A 14983-nucleotide genomic window follows, 5' to 3' on the forward strand; every position below is an offset into this window, starting at 1 on the left:
TCAATTCTTTAATTTCTTTCTTATGAATGCCTTTAAACTTCTCTCCTAATTTGTCTAATTTAATTCTTTTTGGTTAAAAAAAGAATTTTCTCCTACTAGAGAAGGTTTGGTAACCCAACTATTTAATGAACTGTGCTTTACTCCTACTTTAAATAAAGCACCCGTTACTTGATTAGTTAGGTGTTCGGTATGGGAACGGGTGTGACCTCTTCGCCATCATCACTAGACTTTACGGCTTTCAAACCACTGCGCATTGCGTTGTCAACTTCGCTCGTTCAGTCAGTCAGTCACGTACGTAAGTACGCTCCATCCTTTGCTCACTCGTTTCCTAGCACTGCTTGTTTGCTCCAAACAATTGTAAAAATATATTATAAATTTGAAATTACTTTTCGGATTATAATTCATTAAAAAATATGCTCAAAGTAAAAGAACATAGAAGTTCGGTCTTTTGTTTATTTTTGACTATAACCATTCAGAAGGTATCAGTGCCCTTCCGTTTCTCCAAGGTTTTTCAACTAAAGCACTTTGGAATTCATCGTCCTGTAAATTAGCATGATCAAGAACGATTATTTGCAAATTTGGATAAAGTTCTTTACATACTTTAAACAATAGATCAAACATCATCTTTACTGCTTTCCTATCCTCGTCATCTAATTCCTCGACATCCCCTTCCATATTTCCGTATTTTTCAGGAGGAAAATACACTTGCGTTGGTTGATCAAGTATTAAAAATGAAGGGACTGGTCTATTCTTTTGAATGAAATATTTATGTAATGCTAAATGACTTATTAAATGACAACCTAACCAGTTTTCACCACTACCCATGCGATTCATTGGTATTGGACGCTCTTCTTGGTCTGCGATTACTGTAAGGTTTTTTATATCCAAGCGATACGGAGCGTCTGAATGCTCTAATTCCAACTCTTTCGCCCATTCTGTCATGTACTTAGATATGCGACTTAAAATAGAGGATAAAATTTCTTCTTTTTTCTCTTGGTCAAGTAAGGTTTCAAGATATTCAATATGACTTTCTGTCGCTCTTACCTTTTCTAGTAAATCATTATCTTCCTGTAATTCTTGATAATTGTCTAAATAAAGGCTTATTCTTCCAACTACTCGCGATACTCGTCTATTTAAGTCCTCTATCTCTCTAGCTACATCTTGTTCATGTATCAGTGTTTCGATTGACCTAGAGAAATTATTTACTAGTTGTTTTTTTGCTTCCTTTTCATTTCCCAAACTCTCTATATAATTACGGAGCTTTGGTTGTTCTCTAACCACTGCTTGTAAATTTATATTCAATCTTCTAAGCGAATTAGTCATATTTTCTATTCTTGGCATCTTTTCTTCAAGAATTGATGAACACAGAGGACATTTACAACTTTCATCATCTGGTTCTTCATTGAACAAAGCAATTGACTCTAACCTTAATCTTTGTTCATTGCCGTTTTTAGAATAACCTGATGCTTCGGCAGCAAAAGACTCTGCTGCACGAATTTGCTCAATAATATCATTTAGTTGCTCAACATGTTGCGCTCTTTCTTCCCGAAGTTTTTCTAATTGATTCATTTCTATTCCTAACATACCAGAAGGTTTCCATAACAGGGCTTTTTTTAACCTATCTATAAGTTCTTCTTGGTTGTCCACATAAAAACTTTCCTCTATTAGTCCAACTTGTTTTGCTTCATCGAGTAGATTTTGCGCTTTTGTTGAACCGCTGGTACTTAGTAGCTCAGCTTCGATTTCTCTCTTCTTTAGAATCTTCAATTCTCTTTTAGTCGCACGTAATTCTGCTTCTAATTTTAAGTGATCCTCTCTTACAGCTCCCAGAAAATAAGGTAATACATCTTTTATTGCTTGCGGCAGGAAAGGTTCTTTTTGACGATGAAATAATATACTTTCATCTGCAATTACACTTTGTTTTTGAAAAAGAAAAAGTCTTGAATGTTTATAATTAGCTTCTAATGGGTTTCTTGATTCTGTTGTTTTTGGAGTATTCAAATTCGGAGATATTCCTATAAAATTTCCCAAGTAATCTGTCAAGCCATCGTCGTTTGTATTTGGAATTATTTTTGTTAGTTCAGGTGGTATTATATCATTCCCTATTTCCATATAAACCCTATTTTGACTTTGATTATTCCCTTCTGGGGGGGCTTTAGCAATAAATAATTCTTCTTTGTTTAATTGAAATTTTACTCCATACATTGCTACATTTTTACGAATAATTCCCTCGGGAATTAAAAATTCCGATCTACCTAAACAATATTCAACGATTTCTATTATTGCTGATTTTCCTGTTTTCGATTTACCAGTAATGATATTGACTTTGCCAGTTTCAAAAGGAATCGTTCTTAACTTACCTTGTTTATTGTAAAGTATTATTTCTTTTATTTGCATGGTCATGGACTTACCCCCCACATTGTATAAATCGTTGAACTTGTTCCTGTAACAGCGAACCATCTACCTAGCATTTTAGCTTTAGTTTGATAATCGTTTAGATACATCTTTGAATCATTTTCTAATGAATTTATTAAAGAAGGTTTTAATTTTTTGGAAATTTTGAAATTTCCACTCTCGTTTACAGTAACTATTTCTCTTTTCATCAAAAAATGAATTGCTTCTTTTGTATAGGGAACTAACTCTTTAGCTCTTAATGCAAACCCAACTCGTACTTCTGGTTTCTCTTGGAGCCATACATGCATATATGTACTGACAGAACGGGGTAAGACAAGCTTTGTTGGTTTGTGTAATATTATTGGTAACATTAAAAAAAATAGATCGTATGGTGTACCAGTTTCGCTATCATCCTTCTCCTCATACCCTTTAATGAACTCGTAAATTAAAAATCCACAAAAGGCTGGATTAATGAGATTAGCAATTTCAACAGGGCGATTTTCCCAACTATTCATGTTTATCCAACTCCTTTTTCTTTAGATAGGCTAATTTATCATTATATTGTAGATGCCATCCTATTCTAAATGGAATTTGATCCGAAAGTATATGGAAACTCCCTTGCATTACATACCGCTCTGTTACATTTTGTCTTATATTTAAATAAGGAATCCTCATTACCTCATTGTATAGTACCCTACCACTTTTTTGTAAATGTTCGTCTGAATAATCAGATATACCCTCCTCAGCCATTGCAAACTGTTCTTCCCATTCTTCTATTAATTTTCTTTCGTAATCTTCCAACTCACTTATACTCACTAGCTGATCCGCAATCCATCTAGCTCTTTGGTTGGAAGCCCGATAAAAATCTTTTATTGCTCTTTTCACTCGTGGATGAGAAACAGCGATTGCATTTAACTGATGGACGAAAATTCTTTCATCCCAAATTTGTTCGGTTTCACTGGGTTCTGCATTGGCAAAATCAATTGGAAGTGCATCTGGCTTTAAGTTATCACGAATATCTTGTATTTTTCTATGCACTTCAGATCCTCTAATCGGATCTTTAGAGCCATAAAATAGATGTTTAACTGTCTCCTCAAACCACCATCCTTCCAGTCTTTCGTAGAAAGGTTCTATTAGCTCGTGTTTTACAACAAGACGCAACTCATTTTTGATTGTATCGACAACGTCAATCATATTCTCAGCTTGATCCAATACATAGATGCTATCTATTAATCTAAATTGTTGGTCACTATCAAGTGAAAGAAATGAATCATATGCTACCTTATTCCCCTCGCTCTTTGACGCTGTAATATGATTCAATAACGCTATGTGTGCTTCTTTTGAATTCCTGTTATTATCATTTTTCAAATAATAAATAGCAGAATTTGGTGATGCTAACGCAGTTGTAACAAGACTGAAAAATACTCCTGGTACTCTTATGCTATTATTTTTAACCGCCTCAGCCCAAATACGAATGCTTTTCCAAAAATCACTAGAACCATTAGATAGATTAGCCACTCGTTTGCTTGAATGGTGTTTTAACTGAAGAAGCTCGATAGGGGTACCTTCTTTTCCAAATTCAATATCATCTAAATTTTCAATAGAAATATCCTTATCATTGTTTTTCAAAATCATTAGTAATGCGTATCTTATTTGATAAAGGTACCCAATTGCTGAATTTCCAGCAGAAAACATATTCGACATAAATTATTTCCTCCTTACACCGCAAGAAAATAGCAAGATTCAATCTTGGTTAATTTTAGTTTCATTATTTATTATTATACCAGTAAATTTCCAAAAGAATCTATCCTTTCTATCAATTCAATAGAATAATAGAAATTCCCCTAATCATGTCCATTAACAACTGTTTAGGGGAATTTCTATTAAAAATATAATCAAGCGTTTGATATTTAAATAATTATTGTCTGTGTCTGTGCGGATATACCAAGACCCTATACTCATCCTTCTGTTTGTTATTTGTATCAGTAAAAATATTCTTTACATTTCACTAAAAATATCATCTGTTATGTGTTTTAATGGATTAAAACCAAAATGAATATTTTTAAATATCATAGCTATATTTGTTCGTTTAATCACACTTTTGCCAAGCTTGTTGCTCAATATTACTTGTGGTGTCAAACTTTGATTCGTGTGGCGCCTAACATGCTGACCGAAATACCTTCCATTGCCAAACTTTGAAATGGTGTTTCTTCTTCTACATTAGAAAATCATGTCTCGCCAAACTACTTGAAACAGACTCTAGACATACCAATAGTTTTAAGCTTCGCTCGTGCCAAGGAGTTGAAAGAAATGCCAAGGATGTTAACTCAATGCCATGGATAATGAGATTTAACACCAAGATCCATTAGTCTATATAAAGCACCTAATCCATCCTTGGCATGAATCGTGGATACTACTAAGTGGCCCGTTAAGGAAGCCTGTATTGCCGCTTTAGCCGTATCCTCATCTCTTATCTCTCCAATCATAATCACGTCTGGCGAGTGCCTTAAGATGGCTTTTAGCCCTTTGGCATACGTAACACCTGAGCGCTCATTCACTTGAATTTGAAGTAGATATGATTGGCTATTTTCAACAGGGTCCTCTAAAGAGATGACATGCCGGTTCATATTTTCTGCACAGTATTTTGTCAATGAATACATAGAGGTAGACTTACCTGAGCCAGTTGGTCCAACAAATAGAATCATTCCTTGCCGTTGGTTAGCAAGCTCTACGATTTTGTCTGATGCTCCTCTAAATAAGGAAAGTGAGTGGATAATTTTTGCATTGTCATGCTGTTGAAGTCGAATGACTAAGCTCTCCTTTCCATACACAGATGGTAAGGTAGAAACTCGAAACGAAAATTTTTGTGAGTTAAACATATGTTGGAAGGAACCGCTTTGTGGTTTTCGTTTTTCGCTGATATCAAGAGAGGATAAAAACTTGAAGTATGATATGATTCTAATCCCGAGATTTAATGGCAGCTGACCTGCCTCGAACATTTGGGATGTCTTCTTGAAATAATAGATGTAATTTTCTTCATTGGGAATCATGTGAAGATCAGAAGCTCCAAATTGATGTGCCTTCTTTAATAGTTGGAAGCATCTTTGTTCCACTACATTTTCTTCTTGCTGCATTTAGTCGTCCTTTCCCCAGTCACAAGCTTGGCCGCACGAAGCTTATAAAACATAGTATACTTCCTATTCCTAAATAAATAAAGTGATTTTTCACAATTTTTATTTATTAGATGATATCGTTTGTCATTCTTAAATTCTCCCTTATAATAAAATTAATGGAAGGTGGGATATACTTGTCCGATACATTAAAACTAACAGGTACCCTGGCAGATGAGACTAGATTCTCAATCTATCAATATATTATAAAAGAAAATAAGGAAGTAAATGTACAGCAAATTGCCCAACATTTTGGTATTCATCCAAATGTGGCTAGACTACATCTTACAAAACTAAACGAAGCGAAGCTACTGACTTCGAAATTCGTTAAAAACGAAAAAGGTGGTCGGCCAGCAAGAGTTTATGTTGTTGCTGAAGAACCAATACATTTAAGTTTTCCTAAACAAGAAAATCATTTACTGCTTGAATGGCTATTGGAATTAGTGGATACAATGGGTGAGGAAGCGCTTGAAAAAGCTAAGGATATCGCTTATCAAAACGGACAAAAAGTGGTTAATCATACACTAATGGATAGCATGTCCTTTGAAGAGAAACTGGATATTTTAAAGGAAACTGCCCACTCTATAGGTTATATCCCTACTATCATGGAAAAGAACAATAAAAAAGTTATCACTTTTTCTATATTCAATTGTCCTTATAAAGATTTTTTAAATAAATACCCACAATTTATATGCTTATTACATGAATCCTTTCTAAAAGGACAGTTTGACAAGTTATTCCCAGAGAATTCATTCATCCAGTTAGAAAGTAAGCAAAATCACTGTATTAATTGCGTATATCACGTCGAAGTTCTATAATGAATTGAAGATGTATCTTAATTGTGACAAACTTATGTTATTCATATGTAGATATCTAATAATCAGTTTACATGTAAGAACACTTTCATTTATAATGAATAGGAGAATTATTTGTATTCTTTGCAAAAGGAGGGACTACAATTGGGCAATATGTATAAAGTAATGGCATTCTGGACAGGGATTTTTGCAGTTATGTTTTATTTAGGTGATATGACAGAAGCGTCTTTACTATTTTTAGCAAATACGGGGTTATTCCTTCTTTTAGGGTTCTTAAACCTATCTGAGCGTATGTATATGTACATCTTCGGGGCTTACTTAATGTTCTTCTTCGCTGGTTTTACATACTACACTACATTCATACATGTACCAGGTGGACATTAATAAAGTCCAAAGCAGCTTCCACATATAATGGAGGCTGCTTTTTATTTGGTCTTTATTAAAACCCATTCAAAAATGGATTGCTGTCCATTTCTACTTGAACAGTTGATGCTGGGCCATGCCCAGGATATATTACAGTTTCTACAGGAAGTGTTAATAGCTTTGTGTGTATCGACTTTAACAGCTGCTTCTCGTTACCACCAGGTAGATCTGTACGACCTATACTGTTTTGGAATAACGTATCTCCAACTATTGCAAAGCCATCTGATTCAAAGTAATAGGTTATGCTGCCTGGAGAATGTCCTGGTGTGTGAGAGATGGTAAATTCAAAATCACCAATACTAATCTTTTCTTCAAGGTTTAACATTACGTCGGCTTCCTTAGCAATAATATTTGGGATTTCTGCATATTTGGCAGAACCATTCTTCTCCGCATTAGTTAACCATGACTTTTCTGTAGGATGTATATAGACTGGAATATGATATGCATCTCTTACGTCATCTACAGCCCCAATATGATCAAAGTGAGCATGGGTCAGCAGTATGGCAATTGGTTTTAAATGCAGCCTGTTTAGCTCCTTAATTAACTGCTCTCCGTTGCCTCCTGGATCAAAAATTAGGCATTCTTTTTTAGCATTGGAAATGACGTAGCAATTCGTTTGTATAAAACCTAATGGGTATGTACGTATATTTAACATAATTTCACCTCTTCTCTATATTAAACGATTTGTTTACCTTTGTTCAATCTTTCGCCACTTTTATTACTCGACAAAAGAACAGATAACAATTACAATAGAAGAGGAATATGCAATCGCGACATTTATTTTATATGTCGGAAGGAGTGTCTTTCATGAACTTATTAATAGTTATTTTTGGTCTTGTTACAGTGCTAGCTATTATAGGCACTTACCAAGCAATCAAAGAAAAAAATTTACTAAGTGTTTTATTTAACTTTGGTACATTTGCAGTTTTTGGTTTCTTTACAGTTATGACAGTAATCAACCAAGGCTTTCCACCAAGCTTACACTAAAACATACAGAAAAAAGCTGCTATACAAATGTATAGCAGCTTTTTCTATTCCAATATATTTAACCATTTACCTTCTTTTAAGGTATTTAAGTTAATCCATTGTTCTTTCTCATATCCACCAAGACAAATCATACCGTTTGGCGAGCAGTCAATAGGACGTTCTATTATTTCCCCATATTGTTTTTCCCCTTCTATGGAGTACATACCTATTATACTTTTTTCGTTTGTTTCATCCTTATTTCCCTTTTCTTTCGCTTGGAAGGCAATAAAGCTATTTGGAGAGATTATGGATATGGTAGGTATAACCCACTCGGAGTAATTACTTACGGCTGGAGATACCCAGTCAAAGCTCTTTCCACTACTTTTGTTCACTAAGTGATACTTAAATTGCATGTTTTCTTCATCTATTTGAATATAGACTAGAGAATCCCCTAAGTTTTGTACATCTATAATATTACTCCACTCCGTAGCCTTAATGGAATGATCAGCTATAGAATACTGTTTTAGATTACTTCCATCTAAACTAGTTTCACTCCAATCGAATACCATTAAATTCTCGCTGTCCAACCACTTTACAAATGGATTCTCTACATCAATCGCTTCCATTTCTTGCGTATGTCCATTGTAAACTACGCTGTTATAACTCCAATCTTCATAAAAAGCAGTGAAAGCAATTAAATTTGGATCTGTTGGATGCCAATCCATGTACAGTTCAGCAGATTCAAAATACAAGCTTTGCTCCACTACACCGTTCATATGTATTAATTGCACTTCAGCTGAGGAGGAATTGTTAGAAGTATGTAAAACTATCATTTCTTTGCTCGGATGAATCATTCCTTGAATCACTGGTGTTTTAGTTCTATAAATCTCTTTCCATTCTTCTTTAGTGACCGAGTAAGATTTTAAAATCCACTCTCCTTTGTCGACCAATATAAGTAAGATTTCATCATCAGATAACCAACCAATAACACTATGAAATTTGTTACGTTCTAAATGAATGGATGGGATATTATTTGTGATATCATTTTCATTTGCAGATGTGGGCTGCTCGGAGATATCGTCAGGGGGAACTTCTGGTGACTTCTCTGTTTCTGTGCAGGCCTGTAAAAACATTATACAAAATATAAATAATAAAGCTTTTTTCAACATTCTCCCCCCTTCATCCTATACACATTAGACGATTCAAACTACATTTTGTTTCAAAAAAAGTAAACATCTTATATTTTATTCTCTAACTTTTTCTAATGAGCTAATTCAATAAAATAATAATCGTTATTTTATAGGATAACACAAAAAGTCACACCACTTTACATTATCTACATATTTTTTAGCTTAAAATTTTGAAAAGGGCATAATAAAATTAAGACTTTTCTAACTGCTTAAGATTTAACTAAAAGACGCCAGTAATTTTTACGAATTTTATTTATCAGCTAAAAAAGCACAGACTTTTTAGTCTGTGCTTTTAAGAAATTATTCAGTTGAATCCTTCGTTTCATCAATTAAAAGATTACCTGTCTTCAAATCATAGAATCGTAGCAAATCTCCATTGATAATTTTATCAGAATAGCCTAGTGCCTGTGTTGCTCGATCAACATATGGTTGACAGTTTTCCATCTCGACCTCTAAACCTGTTCCATTCTCATAACATGTGTTTGCAGTGTATAAATAATCTTCTGTAACAAATCCACCATTACGGAAAATAACAAATTCCTCGTGATCCTCAGAGAAAATATCTGCACCTAATTGCATATCCTTATTCGTTTCTAAACCTAATAAGTGTAAAATTGTTGGACGTAAGTCAATTTGACCGGAAATATCCGTAATTTCTTTCCCAGCATCACTATTTGGTATATGAACGAACATAGGAACGCTTTGTAACTTAGCAGATTCATAAGGCGTGATTTCTTTACCTAAATACTTAGACATTGCAGCATTATGATTTTCAGAAATACCATAATGGTCTCCATACATTACAATAATAGAATTATCATATAATCCTTTTTCTTTTAATTCATCAAAGAATACTTTTAATGATTCATCCATGTAACGAACGGATTGGAAGTATCTATTTAATGTTCCAGAATTAGAATCATATTCAGGTATTAACATATCTTCTTCATCCAATGTAAATGGATGGTGATTCGTCAACGTGATTAAACGTGAATAAAAAGGCTCAGGCATTTCTGTCATTAAATCTACAGATTGCTCTAGGAATGGAATATCCTTTAGTCCCCAGTTTACTGAGTTTTCATCATTTACATCATAACTCATTACATCATAAAACTTTTGAATATTAAGTGACTGGTACATCATATCTCGGTTCCAAAAGCTTTTCTTGTTAGAGTGCATGACGTTCGTAAAGTAACCTTCCTCATTTAAACGTTCTGCCATTGAGTGGTATGTGTTTTCTCCGTGTGTAAAGAATACCGCACCGCCACCTAAAGGATAAAGAGAATTTTCTATAAGAAACTCTGAATCAGATGTTTTCCCTAATCCTGTTTGATGATAGAAATTTGAAAAATAGAATGTATCTTTATCGTTCGTTAGACTGTTTAAGAATGGTGTTACTTCATGCCCGTTCATTTCGTTATTTAAAACAAACGACTGTAAAGATTCCATAGAAACAACAATTAGGTTTCTGTCTTTAGCTAAGCCAAACATTTCCTCATTCGGATCTGCTTGATTTGAGCGTACATAGTTATTTACTTCGACTAACTCACTTCCATCTGCAAGTGCACGTTGAGCATGGGACTTGGATTGAATATAAATGTCGTATAAATGGTAATTGTATGAGCCAAGATTTTTAACAAGCATCTCTCTGTCAAAACTTCTTGTTAGAAGCTGAGGTCTCTCAATTTCAGAAAGTCCTAAATTTAAAAATAATATAGCAGCAGAAAGCACAAAATATGCTCTTCTTGTTGCTGGTTTAATACTCGTACCTTTTTCTCTAGTTTTTAACCATTTCATCGCGATTAAAATAATCGCAATATCGGTGAAATAGAAAATATCAGTAAGGAAGATACTTGCTGCTGCAGAAGAACCTAAATCTCCAAAATTACTTGTTTGAAACAAGACTGGAATGGTTATGAAATCCGTGAAAAAGCGATAAAATACAGCATTTGCATAAAGCACGATGGAAAGTATCACACTAGTAATTACTATATGTCTATTTCGAGCCTTATTGGTTTTATAAAATAAAGAAATTCCATAGATCAGGAGCAAAAAGCTCAATGGGTTAATAAATAAAATAAATTGTTGCATTATATTCTCGATTTTCATATCAAAGCTCGTGTGGTACACAATATACGTTTTTATCCAAGTTGCCACAATTGCAATTACAAGAATAGAATGTTTGGGCCAGTTATTTTTCAATGCCTACATCCTCCTTATTTACTCCTTATGCGAGTAAAGTAACAGTGTATATATTAATCCTTTATTGACAATAAATCAATATCAATGAATTGGGATATTCATATAAAATTTTACAATCCCTTTTTATATACCCTTTATTAGACGTTCTCAAACCCGAAAAGTTTCATTTCTTTCGTAATATAGCTTTTTAGTCTTATGCCAGCTTATTAGTTACTAGTCATAAAGTTTTAATGATTCTACTTTTTTCTTGTCTAAGTAATAATACAGCCTGTTGAAAATCTTGAGGCTGGATCATCTGCAAAGCATATAATTCTTTTATTTCCTCTTCCATTATTTCAAGATCTGCTACTCGATCCTTCGTGTATACATAAATTCCAAAACGTTTTAATAACTGCATCACATCATATACAGACTTCAATTACAATCATCCTTTTTTCGATATTCATAACATGGTATGGTTGCACTCTCAGTTATTATGCGGTCAACCGGTAGATCGAACTGTTCTCGTACTACTTCATCATTAACCTGCATATCAAAAGCCAAGGACATTGTTAAGCCAAGGTAAGTAGATAAGAATCGATCATAATATCCACCACCGTACCCGATCCGATAACCTGACTTATTATACACAATACCAGGGACTATTAACAACTCAATTGCATCCGAACTAATAGCCCTCGTAATATTTGGATTTGGCTCCCTTAGATTCATGTAGACCGTTTCAAGCTGATCGTAGCTTTCTATGTGATAAAAAGTCATCACTCGACTTTTGGGAGAACATTTTGGTACAACTACTGTCTTCCCCATACTCCAAAGTTCCTTAATGAGTCCCTCCGTATCTACCTCTGGAAAAGAAGATATCGTAAGGCCAATCGTTTGAAAATTTAAGGTAGAAATTTCTTGTAAAAAATTTATTTTTATTTGCTCGGAATATAATATGTATGAATCATAATCTAATCTAGATAAATTCTCCTGCATTTTTTTTCTTATTAATTGTTTGGACATATTTTTACCCCCAATATTAGATTAGCTAAAGAAAAAAACCAAAACCATTAAAGGTTTTGGTTTAGGTTATTATTTAGTTTCTCTATGAAGAGTCATTTTCTTTTCACGAGAGCAATATTTTTTAAGTTCAAGACGTTCTGGATTGTTACGCTTGTTTTTCTTAGAAATATAGTTGCGCTCTCCGCAATCTGTACAAGCTAATGTAATATTAACGCGCATGGTTGTCCCTCCCACTCTTTGCCAGGATTAAATATAAAACTTGAGCATGATTTATACGACTAACCAATTATAGCACACAATTGAAGAAAATCTACAATATTATAGAAGAATTTGTTTAAAGTTTTTTCCAATATGGTAGTATAGATAGAAGATATTTAAATTTTGAGGTGAAAAAAAGTGGACTTATCATTTATAATTATGGTTCTCGGGGTACTTTTAATCGCAATTTCTTTCTTTGTTAAGGACACTTCTAAAAAAGTGGAAGCAGAAGTAGAGGACCTTTCTTTTACTGTTTACCAGGAAACAAGTGCTCTTAAACGGCGAATGAAGGTTATTGAAGAAGAATTAATGATAGAACCTATCCATGCTGCCCCTAAAAAAAGTCAAACCGTGGTAAAACCAATTGTACATGAAATAATAAGAAATCAAGTACTGGAATTACATAAGCAAGGATACTCCTTAAAGGAAATTAGCACTCGCTCCTCCCTTTCTGTAGAGGAAGTTAAATCAGTAATAGGCGGTTCTCAGGGATGAAAAAAACATCTATTCTTTTCTTAGGCATTGGCTTATTCCTTGGCGGCACCATGATTCAAATAGATCAACGGTTTTTCCAAGAAGATATAACTTCGACTGGTGTTGTTACGAACCAAGCATATGAGCAATCTCAAAAAGAGCTATCGAGTGTCAAAGAACAGCTTGCTCAACTCCAACTAAACTTGGAAAATGCACAAAAAGAGCAACCAAATGAACCACATAAAGAAGAAAACAAACAACAAGCATCTTCTCCGCCTGTTCAAGGCTTTACTTTATCCATCACTTCAGGCATGACATCCTCTGATATTAGTTCTTTATTAGAGGAAGCTGGAATCATTCAAAACCAAATGGATTTACACGATTATATAGTAGATCAAAATTTGGCAGGACGAATCCAAATAGGGAATTATGAAGTTAACTCTTCCATGACTATCAAACAAATTACAGAGTTGATCACTAACTAAACGGCGAGAATAAATACATCTAGAAAAGCTCCCTCCATTTTATCATTCAGTAAAATGGAAGGAGCTTTTTACACTTTATAAAATATAGTTTTAGCTATATTCGTATGCTTTAATTGTTTAACTCATAATGTCTTCCTTTAAGTAAATATAAAAGACGCTCTGCCATGTTAGTTGCATGATCGGCAGACCTTTCGAGATATCGACAGACAAAGGATAGTTGTGTTACCTGACTCAATTGAGTGGGATCACTTACTCCTACTCCTAATAAAGTTTTAATTGTGTAGCCGTACATTTCATCGACCTCATCATCTAGCTTAGCGATTGCTTTAGCTTCTTCCATATCTTCTTTTATAAATGCTGTTAACGTTTGTTTTAACATAGCAATTGTTTTTACACGCATTTCATCTAACAAGTAAATGGGTGCAATATGTTCGTCTTTACCTATACGAATAGTTTCTTTTGCAATATTTACGGCATAGTCCCCTATACGCTCCATATCTGCAGCAATTTTCACTAAAACCATTAGCCTTCTTAAGTCTGTAGCCACTGGTTGCTGCTTTGCAATAAGTAAAATAACCCGATCATTAATTTCCTCTTCCATTCGGTTAATATGAACATCATTATTAATAATGGTTAATGCACCTTCAATATCATTTGCCAATAAATAATCCATTGCATGGTCAATTGTTTGTATAGCTGTGTTACTCATTTCAACCAATAGCTGCTGTACTTGTTTAAGCTCTTCATTAAATTTCTCTCTTCCTACCATAATGTTTTTCCCCTTTCGTTATCCAAAGCGGCCCGAAATATAATCCTCTGTGCGTATATCCTCCGGGGTTGAAAAAATAACATTTGTTTGGTCAAATTCAATTATTTCGCCATTTAAGAAAAAAGCAGTTTTATCTGAAATCCTTGCTGCCTGCTGCATATTGTGTGTAACAATTATAATGGAATAATCCTTCTTTAGCTCGGCCATTAACTCTTCTACTTTTAAAGTAGAGATTGGGTCAAGCGCTGAAGTCGGTTCATCCATCAGAATTACATCAGGTTCAATTGCTAGACAACGTGCTATACAAATCCTTTGCTGTTGCCCACCAGAAAGGCTATAGGCATTTGCATTTAAACGATCTTTTACCTCATCCCAAATAGCTGCTCCGCGTAGGCTATTCTCCACAATTTCATCTAGTATTTTCTTGTTCCTAATCCCATGTATCCTAGGACCATACGCTATATTGTCATATATCGATTTTGGAAAAGGGTTTGGTTTCTGAAACACCATACCTACCTTTGTTCTTAATTCCTCTACGGTATAGTCTGCTTTAAAAATACTTCTATTACGATAAGTTATTTCTCCAGAAATTTTTACTGTTGAGACTAATTCTACCATTCTGTTTAAAGTTTTAATATATGTAGATTTACCACAGCCTGATGGACCAATGATTGCAGTGACTTCGTTTTCATTTATTTGCAAATTTATATTTTTTAAAGCATGGTGTGCACCGTACCACAAATTTAAATCCTTTGTATCGTATACGATGTTAGTTGAGCTGGAATCTTGGGCAGTTCTTTTCTGTTTAGCATATACCATTGATGGGTCCTCC

Annotated in this window: 17 protein-coding genes; 5 read left to right on the forward strand and 12 right to left on the reverse strand. The window is 34.1% G+C overall.

All coding sequences use genetic code 11. The features are described from left to right. Nucleotides 1-462: 462 nt before the first annotated feature. The 4 genes from Q0371_RS15885 to comGA form a co-directional block, all read right to left on the reverse strand. Nucleotides 463-2403: a DUF3732 domain-containing protein gene (locus Q0371_RS15885; protein ID WP_298472776.1), complete on the reverse strand. Its 1941-nt coding sequence runs from the start codon at nt 2401-2403 to the stop codon at nt 463-465. After that, the gene (locus tag Q0371_RS15890; protein WP_298472778.1) at nt 2400-2909 is read right to left on the reverse strand and encodes a three component ABC system middle component; all 510 of its coding nucleotides are present in this window, start codon (nt 2907-2909) and stop codon (nt 2400-2402) included. The genes Q0371_RS15885 and Q0371_RS15890 overlap by 4 nt, the downstream gene beginning before the upstream one ends. Beyond that, nucleotides 2902-4098 carry an ABC-three component system protein gene (locus Q0371_RS15895; RefSeq protein ID WP_298472780.1) on the reverse strand — a complete coding sequence of 399 codons (1197 nt, stop codon included), beginning with the start codon at nt 4096-4098 and terminating at the stop codon, nt 2902-2904. Before Q0371_RS15895 ends, Q0371_RS15890 begins: the two co-directional genes overlap by 8 nt. 623 nt (nt 4099-4721) lie before the next feature. Next, nucleotides 4722-5528, reverse strand: a complete 807-nt coding sequence (comGA, locus tag Q0371_RS15900) for a competence type IV pilus ATPase ComGA (protein WP_366518605.1) — start codon at nt 5526-5528, stop codon at nt 4722-4724. A gap of 173 nt (nt 5529-5701) precedes the next feature. Here comGA and Q0371_RS15905 point away from each other — a divergent pair, with 173 nt between their 5' ends. Together Q0371_RS15905 and Q0371_RS15910 are read left to right on the forward strand one after the other, a co-directional pair. Further along, a complete protein-coding gene (locus tag Q0371_RS15905) occupies nt 5702-6382 on the forward strand; it encodes a helix-turn-helix domain-containing protein (RefSeq protein WP_298472782.1) in 681 nt (226 codons plus the stop codon). 141 nt (nt 6383-6523) lie between these two features. After that, entirely contained in the window at nt 6524-6763 is a 240-nt protein-coding gene (locus Q0371_RS15910) for a DUF2626 family protein (RefSeq protein ID WP_169358110.1), read from the forward strand. A 55-nt stretch (nt 6764-6818) separates the two neighbouring features. Here the strand turns inward: Q0371_RS15910 and Q0371_RS15915 are convergent, their stop codons facing one another. Then, complete coding sequence (locus tag Q0371_RS15915) at nt 6819-7457, reverse strand: MBL fold metallo-hydrolase (RefSeq protein ID WP_298472785.1); 639 nt, start codon at nt 7455-7457, stop codon at nt 6819-6821. A 152-nt stretch (nt 7458-7609) separates the two neighbouring features. Between Q0371_RS15915 and Q0371_RS15920 the strand changes: the two genes are divergently transcribed. Continuing rightward, on the forward strand, nt 7610-7789 hold the full coding sequence (locus Q0371_RS15920; RefSeq protein ID WP_169358108.1) for a DUF2759 domain-containing protein: 180 nt from the start codon (nt 7610-7612) through the stop codon (nt 7787-7789). Nucleotides 7790-7833: 44 nt separating this feature from the next. Here Q0371_RS15920 and Q0371_RS15925 read toward each other — a convergent pair whose 3' ends face one another. The 5 genes from Q0371_RS15925 to rpmG form a co-directional block, all read right to left on the reverse strand. Continuing rightward, on the reverse strand, nt 7834-8934 hold the full coding sequence (locus Q0371_RS15925) for a hypothetical protein (RefSeq protein ID WP_298472787.1): 1101 nt from the start codon (nt 8932-8934) through the stop codon (nt 7834-7836). Nucleotides 8935-9258: 324 nt separating this feature from the next. Beyond that, nucleotides 9259-11160, reverse strand: coding sequence for an LTA synthase family protein (locus Q0371_RS15930; protein ID WP_298472789.1), 1902 nt, complete (start codon nt 11158-11160; stop codon nt 9259-9261). A 217-nt stretch (nt 11161-11377) separates the two neighbouring features. After that, nucleotides 11378-11578 carry a YqgQ family protein gene (locus tag Q0371_RS15935; RefSeq protein ID WP_298472791.1) on the reverse strand — a complete coding sequence of 67 codons (201 nt, stop codon included), beginning with the start codon at nt 11576-11578 and terminating at the stop codon, nt 11378-11380. Further along, nucleotides 11575-12165, reverse strand: coding sequence for a 5-formyltetrahydrofolate cyclo-ligase (locus tag Q0371_RS15940; protein ID WP_298472793.1), 591 nt, complete (start codon nt 12163-12165; stop codon nt 11575-11577). The genes Q0371_RS15935 and Q0371_RS15940 overlap by 4 nt, the downstream gene beginning before the upstream one ends. Before the next feature lie 69 nt (nt 12166-12234). Further along, a complete protein-coding gene (gene rpmG / locus Q0371_RS15945; RefSeq protein ID WP_053588882.1) occupies nt 12235-12384 on the reverse strand; it encodes a 50S ribosomal protein L33 in 150 nt (49 codons plus the stop codon). Nucleotides 12385-12561: 177 nt separating this feature from the next. Between rpmG and Q0371_RS15950 the strand changes: the two genes are divergently transcribed. Both Q0371_RS15950 and Q0371_RS15955 read left to right on the forward strand, forming a co-directional pair. After that, nucleotides 12562-12918, forward strand: a complete 357-nt coding sequence (locus Q0371_RS15950) for a hypothetical protein (protein WP_298472797.1) — start codon at nt 12562-12564, stop codon at nt 12916-12918. Then, nucleotides 12915-13382, forward strand: coding sequence for a hypothetical protein (locus Q0371_RS15955; protein WP_298472799.1), 468 nt, complete (start codon nt 12915-12917; stop codon nt 13380-13382). Before Q0371_RS15950 ends, Q0371_RS15955 begins: the two co-directional genes overlap by 4 nt. Before the next feature lie 109 nt (nt 13383-13491). Here Q0371_RS15955 and phoU read toward each other — a convergent pair whose 3' ends face one another. Next, nucleotides 13492-14151 (reverse strand): phosphate signaling complex protein PhoU, encoded by a 660-nt coding sequence (phoU, locus tag Q0371_RS15960; RefSeq protein ID WP_251555551.1) that lies wholly within the window; start codon nt 14149-14151, stop codon nt 13492-13494. A gap of 18 nt (nt 14152-14169) precedes the next feature. Next, nucleotides 14170-14970 carry a phosphate ABC transporter ATP-binding protein PstB gene (gene pstB, locus Q0371_RS15965; protein ID WP_298472802.1) on the reverse strand — a complete coding sequence of 267 codons (801 nt, stop codon included), beginning with the start codon at nt 14968-14970 and terminating at the stop codon, nt 14170-14172. Between the last annotated feature and the right edge of the window lie 13 nt (nt 14971-14983).

The organism is uncultured Psychrobacillus sp. (assembly GCF_938022135.1).
Classification (GTDB): domain Bacteria; phylum Bacillota; class Bacilli; order Bacillales_A; family Planococcaceae; genus Psychrobacillus.

Bases quoted from the DNA above. Each gene is read 5' to 3' on its own strand.
- Q0371_RS15885 (WP_298472776.1), bottom strand. From the start codon at position 2,403: ATGACCATGCAAATAAAAGAAATAATACTTTACAATAAACAAGGTAAG.
- Q0371_RS15890 (WP_298472778.1), bottom strand. From the start codon at position 2,909: ATGAATAGTTGGGAAAATCGCCCTGTTGAAATTGCTAATCTCATTAAT.
- Q0371_RS15895 (WP_298472780.1), bottom strand. From the start codon at position 4,098: ATGTCGAATATGTTTTCTGCTGGAAATTCAGCAATTGGGTACCTTTAT.
- comGA (WP_366518605.1), bottom strand. From the start codon at position 5,528: ATGCAGCAAGAAGAAAATGTAGTGGAACAAAGATGCTTCCAACTATTA.
- Q0371_RS15915 (WP_298472785.1), bottom strand. From the start codon at position 7,457: ATGTTAAATATACGTACATACCCATTAGGTTTTATACAAACGAATTGC.
- Q0371_RS15920 (WP_169358108.1), top strand. From the start codon at position 7,610: ATGAACTTATTAATAGTTATTTTTGGTCTTGTTACAGTGCTAGCTATT.
- Q0371_RS15940 (WP_298472793.1), bottom strand. From the start codon at position 12,165: ATGTCCAAACAATTAATAAGAAAAAAAATGCAGGAGAATTTATCTAGA.
- rpmG (WP_053588882.1), bottom strand. From the start codon at position 12,384: ATGCGCGTTAATATTACATTAGCTTGTACAGATTGCGGAGAGCGCAAC.
- Q0371_RS15955 (WP_298472799.1), top strand. From the start codon at position 12,915: ATGAAAAAAACATCTATTCTTTTCTTAGGCATTGGCTTATTCCTTGGC.
- phoU (WP_251555551.1), bottom strand. From the start codon at position 14,151: ATGGTAGGAAGAGAGAAATTTAATGAAGAGCTTAAACAAGTACAGCAG.
- pstB (WP_298472802.1), bottom strand. From the start codon at position 14,970: ATGGTATATGCTAAACAGAAAAGAACTGCCCAAGATTCCAGCTCAACT.